The sequence below is a fragment of the Ensifer sp. R1-3 genome (assembly GCF_056739175.1).
Genome location: NZ_CP096517.1, coordinates 678,671 through 697,230 on the forward strand (window position 1 = coordinate 678,671; position 18,560 = coordinate 697,230).

Consider the following 18,560-nt stretch of genomic DNA (forward strand, 5'->3'; position numbering starts at 1 on the left):
TATGCCCAAGGAAGACTTCAACGATCTGCTGTGGTTTCTCGCCGTGGCCGAGGAGCGCAGCTTCACCAGGGCCGCTGCCAAGCTCGGCATAACCCAATCGACGCTCAGTCACACGATCAAGCGCCTCGAAACGAGGATGGGCCTGAGGCTTCTGACCAGGACCACCCGGAGCGTTGCCGTGACGGAAGCTGGCGAGCGCCTGCTTCGTTCGCTGGCGCCGCGGATATCGGCCATAAGGGACGAAATCGCGGCCCTTATGGCCTTTCGCGACAAACCGTCCGGCTCGGTCAAAATCACTTTGTCCGACCACGCCCTGGAGAGCCTCGTCTGGCCGAAACTACAGCCGGTTCTTCTGGAATACCCCGACATTCGGCTCGAGTTGAGCAGGGACAACGGCTTCAGGAACATCGTGGAAGATGGTTTCGACGCAGGCATTCGCCTCGGCGAGAGCGTCGAAAAGGACATGATCGCGGTCCGTATCGGACCGGACTGGCGGCTTCTGGCAGTGGCTTCGCCCGACTACCTGGCAGATCGTCCGCTGCCAGAGCATCCACAGGAACTGATCCAGCACAATTGCATCAACTCGCGCCAGGCAACAGGCGGCGGACATTATGTATGGGAGTTCGAGAAGAACGGGCAAGAGCTCCGCGTCAGGGTCGACGGACAACTCACCTTCAATAGCTCATACCCCATGGTCGATGCCGCCCTGAAAGGTCACGGCATAGCCTATCTGCCGGAAGATCTCGTCGCGGGGCACATTGCGGGAGGACGCCTGGTAGCGCTGCTCGAGCCCTGGTCGCCTCCATTTGCCGGGTACTACATTTACTACCCTAGCCGATACCACAACTCACCCGCATTCAAGGTGATCGTGGACGCCCTGCGACACCATGGCACACCAGATTCCGAGGGAACGCGAGATGCTTAAGACATAGGCCGCACGCGGACGAGCCGCGGGCGGTAAGGGCTCCGAGATCAGGAGCGAAAGATCTTCCTGCGTGGCCCGTACGCCAGCATGGACGATGGCAGCGAGGGCAAGATGTGGATTGCCAGCCACGTTGGCGGCGCGTCGACGTTGAACTGGGCAGCGCGGACGATCTGCGTTCCGTGTTCGCCGCCGCCGCAGGTGTCCATCCGTGCTACGTGTCGGGGTCGTCTGCACGCAAAGATTTGCAGAATGCACAATATCGGAAGAGAGCGTCTCTCCCGCGTGCCGAAAACTGCGTCCGGCATGGCACGCGCTATCGCAGTCGGTTACAAGCCGACCGGTGGCCTTGTCTTCGTGGCGGATGATGCCCTCAGGCATGACCCCGGAGCTGAAATCAGATTGCCAGCTGTACGATATGAGCAAAGGGAGTCATCGCCCATTTGCCGCTATTATCCTTCGCAGTTCTGTAGATTATAAAGTCGCTGCCGACTGTGAACCTTCCATGCATGGTGATTTCGTTTCCGGTTGACAGCACGGCTCGCAGCTCGGTTGCATGCCGTTGCTCAATTTGTTCGCTGATTAGCTCAGCCAAGGTAAGGTGGAGCCTTTCGGGTTTTGGATCGCTCATTGGAAGCCCCGCCTTTGCTAGTCAAAGTTCACACGTTTCAGAGCTTAGCAGAAACCAGCGGGCGACGCTTCCTTACCATTTTCCTTGGCCTTGGGGTTTTGCGCGACTTGGTCACCCCGGCTCGGGATCTGCGGCAGCGGCTGGAACCTGGTGGCCGATGCGTCGATCTCGCCTGAAAAACGGCTCCAAAGGGCGCACCTGCAAAGGCTGGCGTGGATAAAATTTTCTTATCGAACTTCTAAATAAACTAAACTTTACTTAACGCCGCCTCTGCTTGCATCTTTCTCCCGGCAACAAACGCGCCGGGACCGCCGGCAGAGGAATGCTCTGATGAATGCTTTTTCCCCGCCGCCCCGCCTGCTGATGGGCCCCGGTCCCTCCAACGTCTCGCCGGAAGTGCTCGCGGCACAGGCGCGACCGACGATCGGCCATCTCGACCCCAGCTTCGTGGGATTGATGGACCGCATCAAGGATCAACTCCGCCTCGCTTTCCGAACAGATAACCGTGTGACTTTCCCCCTATCGGCCCCGGCCTCGCTCGCCATGGAGATGGCGTTGGTGACGCTGCTCGAGCCAGGCGACACCGCCATTATCGCGCAAAACGGCGTGTTCGGTGGACGCATGGCCGAAATTGCCCGGCGCGCGGGCGCGGAGGTACGGCTGGTTTCCGTCGAATGGGGCAAGCCTGTTGACCCCGAGGCGGTTCGCGCGTCGATTCTGGAGGCACCGCAGGCCAAGCTGCTCGCTTTCGTGCACGCGGAGACTTCGACCGGAGTGCGATCGGATGCGGCCTCCCTCTGTGCCCTCGCGCGCGAAGCGGGGTTGCTGTCGGTCGTGGATACCGTTACGGGCCTCGGCGGGATTCCGGTGTCGGTTGACGAATGGCAGGCGGACGCCGTCTATGCCGGTACGCAGAAATGTCTGTCCGCGCCGCCAGGCCTTGCGCCGATCACCTTTTCCGATCGCGCCGTCTCGGCAGTGAAGGCGCGCAAGACGCCAATCCAGAGCTGGTTCCTCGATCTCGGTCTTATGCTTGGGTACTGGGAGGGGGAGGGTGCCAGATCCTATCACCACACCGCGCCGGTCAATGCGCTTTACGGCCTGCACGAAAGCCTTTCCCGCCTGTTGGGCGAAGGCTTGGAGACTGCCTGGGCGCGTCACCGCGCCGCCCATGACCGGCTGGTCGAACGGTTACAAGGGCTGGGCATCGCCTTCGTCGTCGACAAGGAGCACCGACTGCCGCAGCTGAATACGGTTTGGCTCCCGGAAGGCGTGAAGGACGTGCCCGAGCGAAGACGGCTGCTTGACGAATTCGGGATCGAGATCGGCGGAGGACTCGGGCCGCTCGCCGGGCGCATCTGGCGCATCGGACTGATGGGCGAGACTTGTCGGATCGAGAATGTCGATCGCTTGGCCGAAGCGATCGCGGCAGTTCTGCCGTAGGGCGTACCAGCCCCCGCAGGAACTGTCATTGGCGCAATCGGGAGGGTTCCGCTCCGTGGGCGGCGGCGATAGCGTGCATGTGCTGTGAGAGGTTCCCGCCTCCTCAGGCGGAGTTGCCGCTCCACCAATGCGAGCGCCGTACGGATGTCGACTGCGCGACCTCGCCGTATCGACGCACGCAATCCAGTCGCTGGAACGCCCTCAAGCGGCACGCGCCGGGCCGGCAGGAAAGATCCCCGACATGACCGTGAAGCCTTTGATCCGCTTGAGGCGATCGCACCAACGACGGATTGCCGGATAGTCCTGCCGGGGAATGCCCCCCTCTTCCGACAGCATGATGTAGGGGAAACAGGCGATGTCAGCGATGGTCGGGTGTGGGGCCGAGCAGATCCAGTCGCGCCCTTCCTGCTCGCCGAACCAGAGATGCTCGTCGAGGATGCGAAACAGCCTATGCGCACCGGCCCGAGCCGCCTCGACGTCCAGTTCGTAGAACAGGCCGTCATGGAGACGCGCGGCCGAAGCCGTGCCCGTGATCCCGTCCGCAAAGGCGAGCCACTGACTGATCTCGCCGAGCAGCGCCGGGTTGTCACGCGGATACCAGGTGCCGGAAGGATCATATTTGGAGCCGATGTAGACGAGGATCGCCTGCGCGTCGCGCAGCACCAGTCCGTCATCCTCGATCACCGGGAGTTGTCCAAGCGGATTGAGCTTCAGGAACCAATCCGACTTGTGTTCGCGGCCGGGATAGAAATCGACCGGTACCGTCTTGTACTCGATGCCGAGCATGCTCATCAGAAGTCTGAGCTTGTAGCAGTTGCCCGAGAGTTCGTAATCGTAGAGGGTGATCATCGGGCAGCTCCTAGAGATCGAGGACGAGGCGCGCGGATTTGGCGCGCGACACGCAGGTCATGATCTTGGTGCCGGACTTGCGCTCGGCGTCGTTCAAATAGACGTCCTGGTGATCGGGCTCACCCTCGATCACGGTCGCAAGACAGGTGCCGCAGGCACCCTGCTCGCAGGATGACGGCATATCGATCCCGACTTCGCGCATCACATCGAGGATGGTCCTGCCGGCCGGCACCTTGAATGTCACGCAGGAGCGCGCCAGCGCCACCTCGAAGCTCGAACTGTCGTCTATCGTATTGGTGTTCTTGAAATACTCGAAATGCACCGCAGTTTCCGGCCAGCCGGCCTCCGCAGCGATCCGGCGCGCCGCCTCGAGCATGGGCCCCGGACCGCAGAGATAGACATGCATGCCGGGCCGATACCCGGAAAGAATGTCCTTGAGCTTAGCTGCGGTCCCTTCCGGGTCGAGCCCGAGCTGGGGCTTCAGCGCCTCGCCGAGGAGAGCGGTCTTTTCCGGAAAGGCGAGCTGTGCCTGGTTCTGGGCGAAGTAGTGGAAGGCGAAGTCCAGGCTCTGGTTCTTAAGAGCCTGTGCCATGGCAATCAGCGGCGTGGCGCCGATGCCGCCGGCGACGAAAATCGTCTTCTCGGCATCGCGACGCAGCGGGAAATTGTTGCGCGGCTCCGAAATCGCCAGGACGTCGCCCGCGCGAAGCGTCTCATGCATGCATCGCGAGCCGCCCTTCGATTCCCGTTCCAGCTTGACCCCGATAACGTAGCTGTCGCTTTCGCCCGGGCCATTGGTGATCGAATATTGGCGGATCAGCCCGTTCGGCATGTGCACGTCGATATGGGCGCCGGGCTGGAAAGTCGGCAGCAGGCCCTTGATCGGGCGAAGCTCGAACGCCGCGATCCCGTCCGCGGCCATCCACTTTCGCGCGACCGTGACACGGATCGTCGCCTTGCGGCCGTGGGCGGTCATCTCCGGCAGCTCGGCCAGTTCCGGCGAAACGCGCTCGATCACCGGCTCGAGCGGCGCCGGCTGCGGTGCGGCTTGAGCCTCGCGCTCCACGATCTCGCGAAGCTTCGAAAGCCTTTCGTTGTGGTGGTGCAGGACGGTAAGCCGTTCGGCGCCGCGCGGCGAGGAATCGAGTACGCCGCGGATGACCGAACGGTTGGAGTCGACCGGCTGGACGAAGAACACGGCAAGCGTCTCGGCGCCCTCTTCGCGGGCCGTGAGCGCCACCGAGAAGCCGTCGCTCGCCTTAAGCGACATATCCGCCGCTCTGCCTTCGAGGCAGCCGTTCGGCTGGAAGCGGTAGCCTGTCAGAGCCGCCACCACGACATCGGCCGGCGCATTGACCGGAATGCCGCGAAGGGTGAGAAGATCGCCTTCGGCGAGGCCTGTAACTTCCGGCACGTCCCCTTGAGGCTCCTCCGCCGTCCAGACGAGGCCATAGCGCTCGACGCTCGCAAAGGTACGGTTGGTAATGGTGCGGGCCGGAGCGTCGGCCGGGTGCGCCGGAATATAGGTACAGCCGGCGGTGCGGTTGGAATAGCGCCAGCCATGATACTGGCACTTCAACTCACGGCCATCGTTGATGCCGATCGAAAGGCGGACGCCGCGGTGCAGACAGCGGTTCTCCCAGATATTGACGTAGCCGTCGTCGGCACGCCAGACGGCGAACTCGCGGCCGAGCAACTGGGCATGAAAGATGTGGCGGAACGGCAGATCATAGGATGCGGCAACGGGATGCCATCTGGTCTTGGCGGTATCGAGCATCGTTCTCTCCAGAATTCTGAAACGTCAGGTGGCGGCCGGGATGACCCCGTAGGTCACGCCCTTCTGGCTGAGCCAACGGCGGTAGGCGATCGCAGACTTGTCGGCGCGGATCGGCGTCTCGGCCCGCGGGTCGAGCGGGAGACGCTTCGGAAACTGGTTTTCCAGGATCGGCTTGTCCTGGCCGAAGATCGTTTGCTGGAAGCGTTTGATCACCTTGTCTTCGTTCTCTTCGTCGAGGACACAGAGCATCATATGCGCGCGGACATGCTCCTGATCGACCGGCTGAAGGAAAACGGCGATGACGTCGAGGCGGCTCTCGTCGACGGGGCTGGATTTGTAAAGCACCGAGCAGTAGGGGTGCGGCACCCGATAGATGTACTCGACATCGGCACCGCCGGTCGATGCGGTCGAGGCCATCGGCTGAAAGAAGCGACAGCGCGTGGCGACGATCTCATCGCGCTCGACCGAAAGCTCGACGTCGTACTCCTTGACCTCCGTGTGCGGTTCGGCTCCGAGAATGTCGGTGTGGACATAGGGGAAATGGCCCATGTCGAGGAAATTCTCGATCGCGCGCGGCGCCGAGACATTGACGCCGATGCTGGCAGCATTCAGTCTGCGACGGTCAGACTCCGCATATTCCGGAATCGCGAACAGCTCGGCCGGCGGCGTGCCCAGCGAGGTCCAGATATACCCGTAGGCCATCTTGACCGGAAGACCGCCGTCGAGCGTATCGATATCGACCCGGCGGCCGGCAGGGAGCTCCGGGCGCGAATGCCAGGCGGCCGCCTTGCCTTCGCCGTCCGAGACATAGCTGATGCGTTCCTCGAGCAGCACCGTATCCTGAACCGTCCTCGCCGGCATCTCCTCCAGCGCCGCCAGCGGGTGCCAAAGATCGAGAACCACCTGGTCCTGGCATTTGGTCGGGCTCATGTCGTTCATCTCCGTGAATGGCGTCTGATCATAAGGCGGTTACATCCGGGCCGGGATCGCGCCGAAGGTGACCGCGCGATCGCGCAGCCATCGGCGGTAATAGACGGAAACGGCATCGGCTCGGATCGGGGTTTCGGCGCGCGGGTCAAGCGGCAGCCTTTTCGGCAGCTGATTTTCCAGGATCGGCTTGTCCTGGGCGAAGATCAATTGCATGAAGCTGCGGATCGAGGCCTCGCTGACGCCTTCCTTCAGGTAGCAGAGGAACGGATGGGCGATGCAGCGTTCCTCGTCAACCGGCTGCACGAAGAGCGTGATTACGTCGAGCCGCGCCTTATGAACAGGATTGCTCTTGTAAAGCGCCACCGTGTACGGACGGATCACCTTGTAGATGTAATCGACGACGAAGCCTTCCTTCGCTGTTGGCGATGCGACCGGCTGATAGAACTTGCATTCGGTCGCCACGACCTCGTCGGCGTCGGTAAGCTCGACCTTGTAGGGCGCGACCTCGGTGTGCGGTTCCTCACCGAGCCAGCCCGTGTGAATGAAAGGAAAGTGCCCCATGTCTAGGAAGTTCTCGACCGCGCGCAGCCCCGAGACGTTCACGGCGATCGATCCACCGGTCACGAGATAACGGTCCGCCTCGTTCGCCTCCGGCACGAAGACGATGTCGCGCTCGGGCTTGCCGAGACAAGCCCAGAGAAAACCGTAACGGCTGTCGGAATTCACCGGCTCGCCGCCATGGCTGCGAACCACCTGTCGGCGATAGCGCCCACCACAGTGGATGGTGAGATCAACACCGAGCAGGCGGGTGTGAAAGGGCGCGGTCGACGACAGGTTCGTCAGGTCCGCAACGACATGCCAGTCATTAAGAAGAACTCGATCGCTACAAAGGGCAGTTCTGCTCATCGCACCCTCCCTGGCTAGCGCTTCCCGATGAACCTAGCTCCTTGATGAACTCATTGGAACCACAAGATTGGATACCAATCAATAAAAATTTGCATGGCAAAACGTGTTTTTTGATTGACAGCTTGATTTGATTGAATACCGATATGGAATTCGTAACGCCGGATATGTGGCCATGCAACATTCCGGTGCGACCGTCCCGCAGATTTTCTGCGGGAGATGGAGAGACCCGTCATGAGCAGCCGTTCGCAGGCGATTGCCGATATCCTGACCCGGGCGATCATCGATCACCGGCTCGTACCCGGATGCAAGCTCGGCGAGCGCGAACTTGCGGAAATCTTCGAGGTCAGCCGCATCGTCATCCGCCAGGCGCTGATCAGGCTTGCCGACGACGGGCTGGCGCAGATCGAGCGCAATCGCGGCGCCTTTGTCGCGCGCCCGAGCATGCAAGAGGCGATGGAGATATACGACGCGCTGACGCTCGTGGAACAGGGCGTCGCCGCCCAGCTCTGCGACCGGCTCGGGCCCGCCGGCTTCGCCGAGTTGCGCCAGCACGTGGAGCGGCAACGCCAAGCCGTCGCATCCGGCAACGACGCGCTTGCCGACGTTCTCGGCCAGGAGTTTCATACTCTCTTCGTTCGCCTCAGCCGAAACAAGGTCATGCAGGAAATTCACGCGCAGCTCGTCCGGCGCACCACGCTCCTGCGCTCACTGATCTCCGCCGATTTCGACTATTGCAATCTGCTGGACGACCACCAGCGCGTGATCGATCTGCTCGAAAAGGGCCGGCTGAAGCCCGTCATGGAACTGATCGACACCCATCACCGCAGCGTCGTACGCGGTTATATCATGGATCGGCAGGTCTTTCCGGAGCTGACGCCGCGGGAGGCGCTTCAGCCCTATCTCGACGGCAAAGCAGACGAGGCGCCTAAGCCGGCGCCTCGCAGGAAAACGGGAGAAAGCGGCGGGACCGGCGCGGGTCGCCACGTTCACGCCACGAAATAGATCCGGCGGACACAAGCCGGAGAAACGACACGAACGACAAAGGGGTACTGCCATGTTCAACCTGACCAGACGACAATTCCTTCGATATTCCGGCGCGACCGGTGTGGCACTCGGAACCGGAAGCCTTGCCAGCTTCGCGGGCGCGGAGGAGCCGCTCAAGATCGGCGTCGTCTATGTCTCGCCGATCGCCGAGATTGGCTGGACCAAACAGCACAGCCTGGGCGTCGACGCGATCAAGAAGGAATTCGGCGACAAAGTCGCCATAACGGTCATCGACAACATCTTCATGCCCCAGGATGCCGAGCGCGTCTTCCGCGAGCTCGCCGCCTCGGGAAATCAGCTGATTTTCGGGACCAGCTTCTCGCACGGCACGCCGATGCAGAAGGTGGCGCCGCGCTTCCCCAAGACGGCCTTCGAACACTGTTCGGGCATCGTGCACCGCGCAAACCTCGGCACCTTCGAGGCCAAATATTACGAGGGCACCTTCGTCGCGGGCGCTGCCGGCGGGCATATGAGCAAGTCCGGCAAGATCGGCTTCATCGGCGGCTTCCCGATCCCGGACATTGTCGGGCCGGCGAATGCGCTTCTTCTCGGCGCGCAGAGCGTCAATCCGGAGGTCACCTGCAACGCCATCTTCCTCAACTCCTGGTTCGACCCGGGCAAGGAGAAGGAAGCCGCCAATACACTGCTGTCGCAAGGCTGCGACGTCATCTGTTCGATGACCGATACGGCAACCGGCGTACAGGTGGCCGGCGAAGGCGGCGCCTGGTCGATCGGCTACGCCAGCGACATGGCCAAGTTCGGCTCCGGCAAACAACTCACGGCCTTTACGCTCGACTGGTCCAGTGAGTATCTGCGTGCCGCAAAAGGCGTCGCGGAGGGCACCTGGAAGGCCGAGGCGCGTTGGGATGGGCTTGCCGCCGGCGTCGTCAAGATGGCCCCCTATAACGAGGCGATCCCTGCCGACATCCAGGCCAAATTGAAGCAGCTCGAAGCCGATATCGCAGCGGGCAAGATCCATCCCTATGCCGGCGAGCTCAAGGACCAGGACGGCAACGTCAAGGTCGCTGCCGGGTCGGTTCTTTCGGATACCGACATCCGGGGGATGAACTGGTTCGTCAGGGGAATGATCGGCAAGCTCAGCTGAGCCGCGTCCTGAAATCGGCGTGCCGCGGCGGAATCCGCGCCGCGGACACGTCGTCGCCAACGCACAACCACGGCAGGAGCGGCCATGATCCCCCGCCTCGAACTGCGCAGCATTACCAAATGTTATCCCGGCACCGTCGCGAACGACGCCGTCTCGCTGTCGATCCTGCCGGGAGAGATACACGCCGTCCTCGGAGAGAACGGCGCCGGCAAATCGACGCTGATGAAGATCATCTATGGCGCGGCTCAAGCCGATTCGGGCGAGATCTATTGCGACGGCAGACGGATCGAAGCGCACAATCCCGCAATCTCGCGTTCGCTCGGGATCGAGATGGTCTACCAGCATTTCGCGCTCTTCGAATCCGTCTCGGTGGTCGAGAATATCGCCCTGGCGGTCAAAGGCACTTTCGACCTCGACCGGCTCGCGGCCGAGATCAAGACCCTCTCGGCACGCTACGGCATGCCGATCGATCCGCACCGCAGGGTGCACGATCTCTCCGTCGGCGAGCGGCAGCGCGTGGAGATCGTGCGATGCCTCCTGCAGTCACCCAAACTTCTGATCCTGGACGAGCCGACCTCGGTGCTTACGCCGCAAGCCGTGGTGAAGCTCTTCGAAACGCTTCGCCAACTGGCAAGCGAAGGCTGCAGCATCGTCTATATCAGCCACAAGCTCGATGAAGTGCAGGAACTTTGCGACACCGCCACGGTGCTGCGCAACGGCAAGGTGACCGGCACGGCAAAACCCAAGGAATCGACGTCGCTGGAGCTCGCCCGGATGATGGTCGGCTCGCAGCTTCCGCAAATGCATGTCAGTCCTTCAGCCCCGAGCGCCAAGCCGCTGCTGGAAGTCCGAGGGCTGTCCGCTCCCGCCCGGGACAAGTACGGCACCGAGCTGACGGATGTATCCCTCGAGGTGCATGGCGGCGAGATCGTCGGACTGGCCGGTGTGTCGGGCAATGGCCAGGCGGAGTTGATCGCGCTGTTGAGCGGCGAGCGGACCCATCCGCGTGCGGAGACGATCCTCATCGGCGGCAGACCGTCCGGCCATCTCAACGCCGGCGAACGGCGCAAGCTCGGCATGGCCTTCGTCCCGGAGGAACGCCTCGGCCGTGGCGCGGTTCCGCCCCATGCCCTATGGGAAAACGCAGTGCTGACGGCCCACCGGGCGGGCCTCGTGCGCAACGCTCTCGTCGACCGCAGGCGGGCCGGCGAGTTCGCGAGGCACATTATCGAGCGCTTCAAGGTGAAGGCGAATGGACCGCAAGCGAGCGCGCAAAGCCTCTCCGGCGGCAACCTGCAGAAATTCATCGTCGGCCGCGAACTCACCCTGGAGCCGAAGATTCTTCTCGTGTCCCAGCCGACCTGGGGCGTGGATGTCGGTGCAGCTGCCTTCATCCGCCAGACGCTTGTCGATCTAAGCCGCGGCGGCGCCGCGGTGCTCGTCGTATCGGAGGAGCTCGATGAACTATTCGAGATTTGCGACCGTTTGCTGGTCATTTCCAACGGCCGCGTTTCCCCTCCATTGATCAGAAAGCAGACCAATCGCGAAGAGATCGGCCTGTTGATGACCCGGGTCGGCCATGGCGAAACGAGGAGAAGCGAAGTTGCGCTTGAGGATTGAACAACGGCAGGAACCATCCGCCCAGATGCGCATCGCCGCTCCGGTGATCGCCACCGCGCTGACCTTTCTCGCCGGGTCCGTACTGTTTGCCGCGCTCGGCTATGATCCGCTGGCGACGCTGCACGCCTTTTTCGTGGCGCCCATCAATTCCACCAACGGCCTTTCGGAGTGGCTGCTCAAGGCTTCGCCTCTGATCCTGATCGCCTGCGGACTGGCGGTCGGATTCCGTGCCAACATCTGGAACATCGGCGCCGAGGGACAACTCATCATCGGCGCTATCGCAGCCTGTGGCGTCGGCCTTTTCTATCCCGATCCCGAAAGCCCGCTCCTCATTCCCCTGATGTTTCTCGCCGGCGCAGGAGCCGGCATGGCATGGGCAGCGATCCCGGCATTTCTCAGAGCCCGCATGAACACCAACGAGATCCTGGTCACGCTCATGCTGACCTATATCGCGACGCTGCTGCTGTCCTTTCTGGTGCACGGGCCGTGGCGCGATCCGGCGGGCTTCAACTATCCGCAAACGGCGCTCCTGCCCGCGGCGGCAATGTTCGAGCCTTTCGATTATTCCTACCGGCTCAATCCGTCGATCTTCATCACGGCCGTGGCGGTCGTCATGATGTGGCTCTTCACCGATCGCAGCTTTCTCGGCTACAAGATGTCGGTGAGCGGCGCCGCTCCGCTTGCGGCACGCTATGCGGGCTTTCGCGAGTCCTCCGCAGTCTGGACAGGGCTGCTTGCGGGTGGCGCTGCGGCAGGCATCGCCGGTATGGCGGAAGTGGCCGGCCCGCTCGGACAATTGTCGCCCCAGATCTCGCCCGGTTACGGCTTTGCCGCCATCATCGTCGCCTTCATCGGACGGCTGAACGCCTTTGGCATCGTGCTCGGGGGGCTGCTGATGTCGCTCCTCTTCCTCGGCGGCGAAACCGTCCAGATGACCCTCGGCCTGCCGGCGGCGCTCACCCGCATCTTCCAGGGCATCCTCCTGTTCTTCCTGCTCGCTGCCGACTTCTTCATCTACTATCGTCTTCGTCTTCCGGAGCACGCCTGATGGATCTTTTCATTGCCATTTTCACCGGGACCATTATCGCCGCGACGCCATTGATATTCGCAGCCCTTGGCGAGCTCGTCGTCGAGAAGTCCGGCGTGCTCAACCTGGGACTCGAGGGCATGATGCTGATGGGGGCGGCCTTCGCCTTCTGGGCGGTGATCGCCGGCCTGCCGATGCCCGTGGCCATCGCCGCCGGCGCACTCGCCGGCGCCGCCACCTCGCTTCTCTTCGGAGTGCTGGCGCTGACGTTTCTGACAAACCAATATGCCGCCGGCCTGGCGCTCGCCATATTCGGGTCGGGGGTTTCGGCGTTTCTGGGCCGCGGGTTCGGCAGCGCGCCGATCGATGCGCTGAAGCGCGTCCATATCCCCTTCCTCTCCGATATCCCGGTGGTCGGGCCGATGTTCTTCCGCTTCGATCCGATGGTCTATCTGGCAATCGGGATGTTCGGCCTCATCACCTGGTTCCTCTACCGCACCAAGGGAGGCCTCATCTTGCGCACCATCGGCGAGTCGCCTGAGACGTCGCACGCGATCGGCTATCCTGTCATCAGGATCAGATATCTGGCGGTGCTTTTCGGTGGTCTGATGGCTGGCCTTGCCGGGGCATACCTGTCGGTCGCTTACACGCCGCTCTGGGTGGAAAACATGACGGCCGGCAAGGGCTGGATCTCGCTGGCACTCGTCGTCTTTGCGACATGGCGGCCGTTGCGCGTGCTGATCGGCGCCTGGCTGTTCGGCGGCATGACGATCCTGCAGCTGCAGGGCCAGGCTCTCGGCATCGCGGTCCCTTCGGAGCTGCTCTCGGCGCTTCCCTATCTCGCGACGATCATAGTTCTCGTGATCATCTCGCAAAATCGCCAATTGCTGACGCTGCACTTCCCGGCGTCGCTGGCAAAGCCATTCCGGGCGGCGAGCTAGCGTTCCAGGAAAGGTGGCGGTGATGCTGGAGCTTCCGCTCTCGGGTTATGGAAGCTCTATCTCACCCGCCACTACGTGATTGAGATCGGTGCCTTCCGCCGTCAGCGTCATGCGGACTTTCAACTTGTTGCCGTCGATCTGCCCCTTGCGCACCGTCTCCTCGATCTCTCGCTGCGACGTGACTCCAACTTCTTTCAGGAACTTGCGGATCGACATATTGAAGGCATCTTCGCTCATGGCAGGACTCCTCTGTCTCTGGAAGTGATTGTAGGAGAAGGGGCGTGAACAAGGAAGCAACGGCCGCGCGGATTGCTGAAAACCAGATCAGCCGCGAGGCCGCCTCCGCCATGTGGGGATCGGGTTCAGCATACCGCCGGCAGATGCTGTCGACGCCGGTTCCTTGCCCCCTCATTGCAAGTGGAGCGTGACGGCTGTACCGTGAGGCTGACAGGTGCGCAAAACGCGCGCTGCTGCATGTTGCCTTAAGAACCTGGCCGAACCAAGGATGAAGTCATGCAGCGATCCAGAGTGCCACATCGTGCTCTGCGCGTCCGACAACATGCGCGCCGGGCAACGGACTCAAAGTCATGGAACTTATCGTCGCCCTCGGCGTGATCGTCTTCAAGGTCGCCTTGGTGATCGCGATCCTGCTGTTGCTGCCCCTGCCGCTGACGTGGTTGGAACGCAAAATCGCCGGGCACATGCAGCAGAGGATGGGACCGATGCGCGTGGGCTGGCACGGACTGCTGCAGCCGGTGGCGGACGGGATCAAGCTTCTGACCAAGGAGGATCATATACCGGCCGAAGCCGACCGCTTCCTGTTCAAACTGGCACCGATCCTGGCGCTTGCCCCGCCCTTCGTGGTGTTTGCAGCAATCCCGTTCGGCGAAAGCGTTTCGGTCCTCGGCAACGAGATCACGCTCTACATTTCCAACCTGAACGTGGCGCTGCTTTTCGTCTTCGCGGTGATCGGGCTGGAGGTCTATGGCGTCATCTTCGGCGGCTGGGCGGCAAACAGCAAATATGCGGTCCTTGGTTCTCTGCGGACCTGCGCGCAAATGATCAGCTACGAAATCCCGATGGGGTTCGCGGTCATCGGTGTCGTCATGCTGGCGCAATCCATGAGCCTGCTGGACATCGTGCGGGCGCAAACCGACGTCTGGAATGTCGTTTATCAGCCGATCGGATTTTTCGTGTTCTTCGTCGCGGGCCTTGCAGAAGCGCAGCGAATTCCTTTCGACCTTGCGGAAGCCGAAGGCGATCTGGGAGCCGGGTTCCACACCGAATATAGCGGCATTCGCTTCGCCTTGTTCATGGTCAGCGAATATGTCGTGATGGTGCTGGTGTCGGTCCTCACCGTGATCCTGTTCTTCGGCGGGTGGAACGGCGTGCTCATCCCGCTGCCGCCGCTCCTCTGGTTTTTGCTGAAGGTTGCCTTCTTCGTCTATTTGTTCATGTGGTTCCGCTTCACCTTCCCCCGTTACCGCTACGACCAACTGATGGCGATCGGATGGAAGGTCTTGCTTCCCCTGTCTTTGGCGAACATAATCATCAGCGGTGTTGTATTTTCTTGATGCATGCCGCCCCGGAAGCTCTGGGCACGGACATGCAAGACGACTCTCAGGAGCCGCAGCGAGGCGGCCATGTCGCGTGCACTGGACAAAGCTGGAAGATGGATCGGCTGGGCCTTCTTCGCCGATCTGGCGAATGGTTTGGCTTTGACCTTCGGCTACATGTTTTCCAGACCCGTCACCATGCAATATCCGGACAAGGAGAAGTGGCTGCCCTATTCGCGCTATCGCGGGCATCATTTCCTCAAGCGTGACGACGAGGGCGAGATCAAATGCGTCGCTTGCGAACTTTGCGCGCGCATCTGTCCCTGCGACTGCATCGAAGTGGTCCCCTACGAGGACGAGAAGGGCAATCGGCGCCCTGCCAAATTCGAAATCGACACGGCCCGCTGTCTCTTCTGTGGGCTCTGCGAGGACGCCTGCCCGGCGGACGCGATCGCTCTTGGCCAACAATATGAATTTTCGAGTTTCTCCTCGCGCGACTTGGTGATCGGCCGTGACGATCTGCTCGCCAAGCCGGGCAAGGCGATGACCGGCGGCGGTGTCGTGGCTGCGCGCTTGAACACCGAACGGGATGTTCTGGTCGAGGCCAGCGAGCCGCGCGGGTACAATTGGTGGCGGAATATTCGACGAAAGTGAAGGCGCGCCGGGCGTTGCGCCGAAGCAGGGACTGGAGGTTCAGATGCACATCTGCCAAATCCTGGGGAGCAAGTCTCCCGAAATCTTCTCGGTCACGCCGGATCAAACGATGGTGGAAGTATTGCGGCTGTTTCGCGACAAGAATATCGGCTTCGTCGTCGTCGGCCGTTCGCCAGGGGAATGCCTGGGCACACTCTCGGAGCGGGACTGCTGCTATGCCGTGGCCGAGTACGGCACCGAAGCACCCCTGATGCGGGTGGGAGAAATCATGAACCGCACTGTCGCGACCTGCTCGACGGAGGATTTCCTCCCATTCGTGATGTCGATCATGACCGAGCGGCGCACGCGCCATGTATTAGTCATGGACGGCAACGATGCCGTCGGCGTGGTCAGCATCGGCGACGTGGTCAAACACCGGCTCGAAGAAGCATTGCAGGCGGAGCGGGACATGCACGATTACATTTGCGGAGCCAACTATCGCTGACGAAATCGCCGGACGCAGATTGCCTGGGAGTCGACCCGATCAACAGCAAGGCTGCAGCATATACCCCCTCTGCCCGTCGATCCGGATGCAATCAGACCCTGTCGTCCTCGAGAGCAGGTTCTGCGCGCTTCGCACACTCTCGGATCTCCACCAGACATGGATACTCGCCCCGCCGCATCAGGCTGTTGAGCCGCAGGGCGCGGTAGTTTTCGGGAACGAACACGAGCCCGTGCGGAAAGCGCCTGTTGACCTTGAGCTTCGCCGTCAGCTCGCCCCGGGCAGATCGCACGAGCACCTGATCGCCGTCCGAAAGGCTGAGACCAGCGGCATCCTGAGCGCTCATCTCGATAAAGGGGTCATCTGCGACCGAATTCAGGGTTTCCGAGTGCTCGGAAACATAGCCATTGTGGAACAGGCAGTTGCCGGTGATCAGCTGCAGCACGTCCGTCACCCCAGGTGCAGACAGAGGAGCGAAGAACCCGCTTGTCCAAGGCTTCGGGGCTGACGTGGTGAAGGCACCGTCGGCACCAAGCCCTTCCCACGTCAAGCCTTCATAGGCGGGAACCAACCGGGTCATCTCCTCGAAGATGACGGTCTCGGTCGATGGCTGCAGCGGCTGCTCCCGAAGCGCCGCGATAAAGCCGAAGATCGCCAGATTGCTCCTGGCGTCAAAAGCCGGTTCGCGGAATTTGCGGAGCGCCTGGGTACGACCTTCATTGTTGGTGAACGTGCCGGATTCTTCGCCGTAACCGGCCGCAGGCAGCACGACGTCGGCCAGTCCGGCCGTATCGGTGAGAAACGCGTCCTGCACGATCAGAAGATTGGCGGCACCGAGTGCGCGCTCCACGAACTCCCGGTCGGGATAGGATATCAGCGGGTCGCTTCCGACCACATAGAGCACGCCCATCCCCCCCTTTTCGCAGAGTTGCAGCATCGCGTCGACATCGGCGCCCGGTTCGCGTGGGATCTCTGCGCCCCAGCTCCGTTCGAACTTCGTGCGTGTTGCCTCATCGGCGATGGGGCCCAGCCCCGGCAAAACTCCCGGCAGAACACCCATGTCCCAGGCGCCCATCTGATTGGCACGATCAAAGAGGAACTGCAGCGAGGGTTCCTTGCCTAGCAGGCGCAGGAGTTGCAGGAGATTGCCGAGCTGCTCGAGCGTCTTCCGCGCCAGCGGTGATCTCAGCAGATCGACGCTTACCAGGAGAGTGACGCTCCGACCTTCCTTGAGCGTTGAGACCAGACGGTCCAACGCGTCATTGGCGCCGGAACTGGCGATCGTCCCGCTGGTCTTCGCAAGGATATCGTCTGGCAAGCCCTCATCGGTTACGGCCACGAGAGCAGCCACGACCGCGGCAAGGCTCTGACCCTCGCCGCCGGGATGGGCGCGAAGGACCGCCCGGGCATCGGCATCGAGGCGCGATGGCCGCGCCGAAAGCATGAGCAAGCGGGTATGCCGCTGCCGCGCGGCATCGCGCAGGAGGTATTCGGTGACCGGGTTCTCCTCGGTCACATTGCCGCCGATGATAAGGACGGAGTCCTTGCCGATCACCTGTTCGAGAGGGTCGCGGCTGTAAAAGCTTGCCACTATGGGGACCAGAATGTCGAGGGGCGCGGACCAGCGCGACGAGCAGTCGACATTATTGGTGCGCAACACCGTCCGCATCAGCTTCTGGAACTGGTAGAGCACCTCGTTCGGCAGACGCGGCGAGATGAGCCCGCCGGCGGCCTTGCCCTCCGCTACCCCGAGGCGCTGGCGGAGAAAATCGCCCGCCTCCTCCCATGACACCGGCGTGAGCGCCCCATCGCGGCGGATCATCGGCCGCTTGATCCGATCCCGGCTCTCGATGAAGTCGAGGCCGAAGCGGCCGCGCACGCAAAGCGTTTCGCGGTTGACCCCATGCTCCCAGTCCGAGCGGACGCGCATGAACTCGCCTTTGCGCGCTCCGACAGTGAGCTGGCATCCGGTGCCGCAATGCGGGCAGATCGTGTCGGTCTCGGCGAGATCCCAGGGCCGTGCCCTGTAGCGATAGGGGAAACTCATCAGCGCACCGACCGGGCAGACCTCGACGCAATTGCCGCACTGGTCGCAGCTTGCAAGACTTCCCTCGAAACCGGTGACGGCGGTGTCCATGCCCTTTTCGACGGTGCCTAGCGCCACCGCGCCCACGACCTCCTCGCACATGCGCACGCAGCGCTGGCACTGGATGCACCGGTTGACATTCATGATGATGACCGGGCTCAGACGGATGTCCTTCGAATGGAACACACGTTTTGGATCGCGGAACCGGCTTTCGCCGGGCCCATACGCCATGACCATGTCCTGAAGTTCGCACTCGCCGCCCTTGTCGCAGATCGGGCAATCGAGCGGGTGATTGGCGAGCAGCATGTCGAGCATGGACGAGCGCGTTTCCTCAATCAGCGGCGTATTTGTCCGAACCACCATACCGTCTGCTGCCACAGTGGCGCAGGCCGGCTGCAGCCGCCGCAGTCCCTCGATCTCCACCAGACACATGCGGCACGAGGCGAGTGGCGGTAGGCGCTTCCAGTAGCAGAAGGTGGGGATCTCGATGCCCAGACGCTCGGCGGCGGCAAGCACAGTGGAGCCGGCCTCGACCTCCAGCGATTGTTCGTCGATCGTGACCTTGATCATACTTCCTCCCAGACCGGC

18 protein-coding genes are annotated in these 18,560 nt (G+C 62.2%); 11 read left to right on the top strand and 7 right to left on the bottom strand.

What is annotated here, in order from left to right; translation table 11 throughout:
* Nucleotide 1 precedes the first annotated feature (1 nt).
* Nucleotides 2-925 (top strand): LysR family transcriptional regulator, encoded by a 924-nt coding sequence (locus tag M1D43_RS28245; RefSeq protein WP_088198260.1) that lies wholly within the window; start codon nucleotides 2-4, stop codon nucleotides 923-925.
* 394 nt (nucleotides 926-1,319) lie between these two features.
* Here M1D43_RS28245 and M1D43_RS28250 read toward each other — a convergent pair whose 3' ends face one another.
* Entirely contained in the window at nucleotides 1,320-1,553 is a 234-nt protein-coding gene (locus tag M1D43_RS28250) for a hypothetical protein (RefSeq protein WP_013845530.1), read from the bottom strand.
* 330 nt (nucleotides 1,554-1,883) lie between these two features.
* Between M1D43_RS28250 and M1D43_RS28255 the strand changes: the two genes are divergently transcribed.
* Nucleotides 1,884-2,996 carry a pyridoxal-phosphate-dependent aminotransferase family protein gene (locus M1D43_RS28255; protein WP_014990162.1) on the top strand — a complete coding sequence of 371 codons (1,113 nt, stop codon included), beginning with the start codon at nucleotides 1,884-1,886 and terminating at the stop codon, nucleotides 2,994-2,996.
* A gap of 201 nt (nucleotides 2,997-3,197) precedes the next feature.
* On the opposite strand, the gene M1D43_RS28260 is transcribed toward M1D43_RS28255, so the two are convergent.
* From M1D43_RS28260 to M1D43_RS28275, 4 genes are read right to left on the bottom strand one after another with little or no spacing between them, the layout of a single operon-like run.
* The gene (locus M1D43_RS28260; protein ID WP_498814552.1) at nucleotides 3,198-3,845 is read right to left on the bottom strand and encodes a glutathione S-transferase family protein; all 648 of its coding nucleotides are present in this window, start codon (nucleotides 3,843-3,845) and stop codon (nucleotides 3,198-3,200) included.
* A gap of 10 nt (nucleotides 3,846-3,855) precedes the next feature.
* On the bottom strand, nucleotides 3,856-5,622 hold the full coding sequence (locus M1D43_RS28265; RefSeq protein WP_498814553.1) for a PDR/VanB family oxidoreductase: 1,767 nt from the start codon (nucleotides 5,620-5,622) through the stop codon (nucleotides 3,856-3,858).
* Nucleotides 5,623-5,646: 24 nt separating this feature from the next.
* Nucleotides 5,647-6,552 (bottom strand): aromatic ring-hydroxylating dioxygenase subunit alpha, encoded by a 906-nt coding sequence (locus M1D43_RS28270; protein ID WP_498814555.1) that lies wholly within the window; start codon nucleotides 6,550-6,552, stop codon nucleotides 5,647-5,649.
* 39 nt (nucleotides 6,553-6,591) lie between these two features.
* Nucleotides 6,592-7,458: an aromatic ring-hydroxylating dioxygenase subunit alpha gene (locus tag M1D43_RS28275; protein ID WP_318876453.1), complete on the bottom strand. Its 867-nt coding sequence runs from the start codon at nucleotides 7,456-7,458 to the stop codon at nucleotides 6,592-6,594.
* 231 nt (nucleotides 7,459-7,689) lie between these two features.
* On the opposite strand from M1D43_RS28275, the gene M1D43_RS28280 reads away from it, so the two are divergent.
* The 5 genes from M1D43_RS28280 to M1D43_RS28300 all read left to right on the top strand — a co-directional run bounded on the left by M1D43_RS28280 (nucleotide 7,690) and on the right by M1D43_RS28300 (nucleotide 13,195).
* Nucleotides 7,690-8,460, top strand: coding sequence for a GntR family transcriptional regulator (locus M1D43_RS28280; protein WP_014528712.1), 771 nt, complete (start codon nucleotides 7,690-7,692; stop codon nucleotides 8,458-8,460).
* 52 nt (nucleotides 8,461-8,512) lie between these two features.
* The gene (locus tag M1D43_RS28285) at nucleotides 8,513-9,607 is read left to right on the top strand and encodes a BMP family ABC transporter substrate-binding protein (protein ID WP_010967790.1); all 1,095 of its coding nucleotides are present in this window, start codon (nucleotides 8,513-8,515) and stop codon (nucleotides 9,605-9,607) included.
* An 84-nt stretch (nucleotides 9,608-9,691) separates the two neighbouring features.
* On the top strand, nucleotides 9,692-11,227 hold the full coding sequence (locus tag M1D43_RS28290; protein ID WP_010967791.1) for an ABC transporter ATP-binding protein: 1,536 nt from the start codon (nucleotides 9,692-9,694) through the stop codon (nucleotides 11,225-11,227).
* On the top strand, nucleotides 11,211-12,275 hold the full coding sequence (locus tag M1D43_RS28295; protein ID WP_013845536.1) for an ABC transporter permease: 1,065 nt from the start codon (nucleotides 11,211-11,213) through the stop codon (nucleotides 12,273-12,275). Before M1D43_RS28290 ends, M1D43_RS28295 begins: the two co-directional genes overlap by 17 nt.
* A complete protein-coding gene (locus M1D43_RS28300; protein WP_003526980.1) occupies nucleotides 12,275-13,195 on the top strand; it encodes an ABC transporter permease in 921 nt (306 codons plus the stop codon). The genes M1D43_RS28295 and M1D43_RS28300 overlap by 1 nt, the downstream gene beginning before the upstream one ends.
* A gap of 45 nt (nucleotides 13,196-13,240) precedes the next feature.
* Here M1D43_RS28300 and M1D43_RS28305 read toward each other — a convergent pair whose 3' ends face one another.
* The gene (locus M1D43_RS28305) at nucleotides 13,241-13,432 is read right to left on the bottom strand and encodes a DUF6494 family protein (protein WP_003526979.1); all 192 of its coding nucleotides are present in this window, start codon (nucleotides 13,430-13,432) and stop codon (nucleotides 13,241-13,243) included.
* A gap of 44 nt (nucleotides 13,433-13,476) precedes the next feature.
* Between M1D43_RS28305 and M1D43_RS28310 the strand changes: the two genes are divergently transcribed.
* From M1D43_RS28310 to M1D43_RS28325, 4 genes are all read left to right on the top strand, one after another.
* Nucleotides 13,477-13,623, top strand: a complete 147-nt coding sequence (locus tag M1D43_RS28310) for a hypothetical protein (protein ID WP_164822436.1) — start codon at nucleotides 13,477-13,479, stop codon at nucleotides 13,621-13,623.
* 159 nt (nucleotides 13,624-13,782) lie between these two features.
* Nucleotides 13,783-14,769: an NADH-quinone oxidoreductase subunit NuoH gene (gene nuoH / locus M1D43_RS28315; RefSeq protein ID WP_010967793.1), complete on the top strand. Its 987-nt coding sequence runs from the start codon at nucleotides 13,783-13,785 to the stop codon at nucleotides 14,767-14,769.
* A 69-nt stretch (nucleotides 14,770-14,838) separates the two neighbouring features.
* On the top strand, nucleotides 14,839-15,405 hold the full coding sequence (locus tag M1D43_RS28320; protein ID WP_010967794.1) for an NADH-quinone oxidoreductase subunit I: 567 nt from the start codon (nucleotides 14,839-14,841) through the stop codon (nucleotides 15,403-15,405).
* Nucleotides 15,406-15,448: 43 nt separating this feature from the next.
* Nucleotides 15,449-15,889: a CBS domain-containing protein gene (locus tag M1D43_RS28325; RefSeq protein ID WP_010967795.1), complete on the top strand. Its 441-nt coding sequence runs from the start codon at nucleotides 15,449-15,451 to the stop codon at nucleotides 15,887-15,889.
* A gap of 91 nt (nucleotides 15,890-15,980) precedes the next feature.
* On the opposite strand, the gene nuoG is transcribed toward M1D43_RS28325, so the two are convergent.
* The gene (nuoG, locus tag M1D43_RS28330; protein ID WP_153409375.1) at nucleotides 15,981-18,542 is read right to left on the bottom strand and encodes an NADH-quinone oxidoreductase subunit NuoG; all 2,562 of its coding nucleotides are present in this window, start codon (nucleotides 18,540-18,542) and stop codon (nucleotides 15,981-15,983) included.
* Nucleotides 18,543-18,560 lie beyond the last annotated feature (18 nt).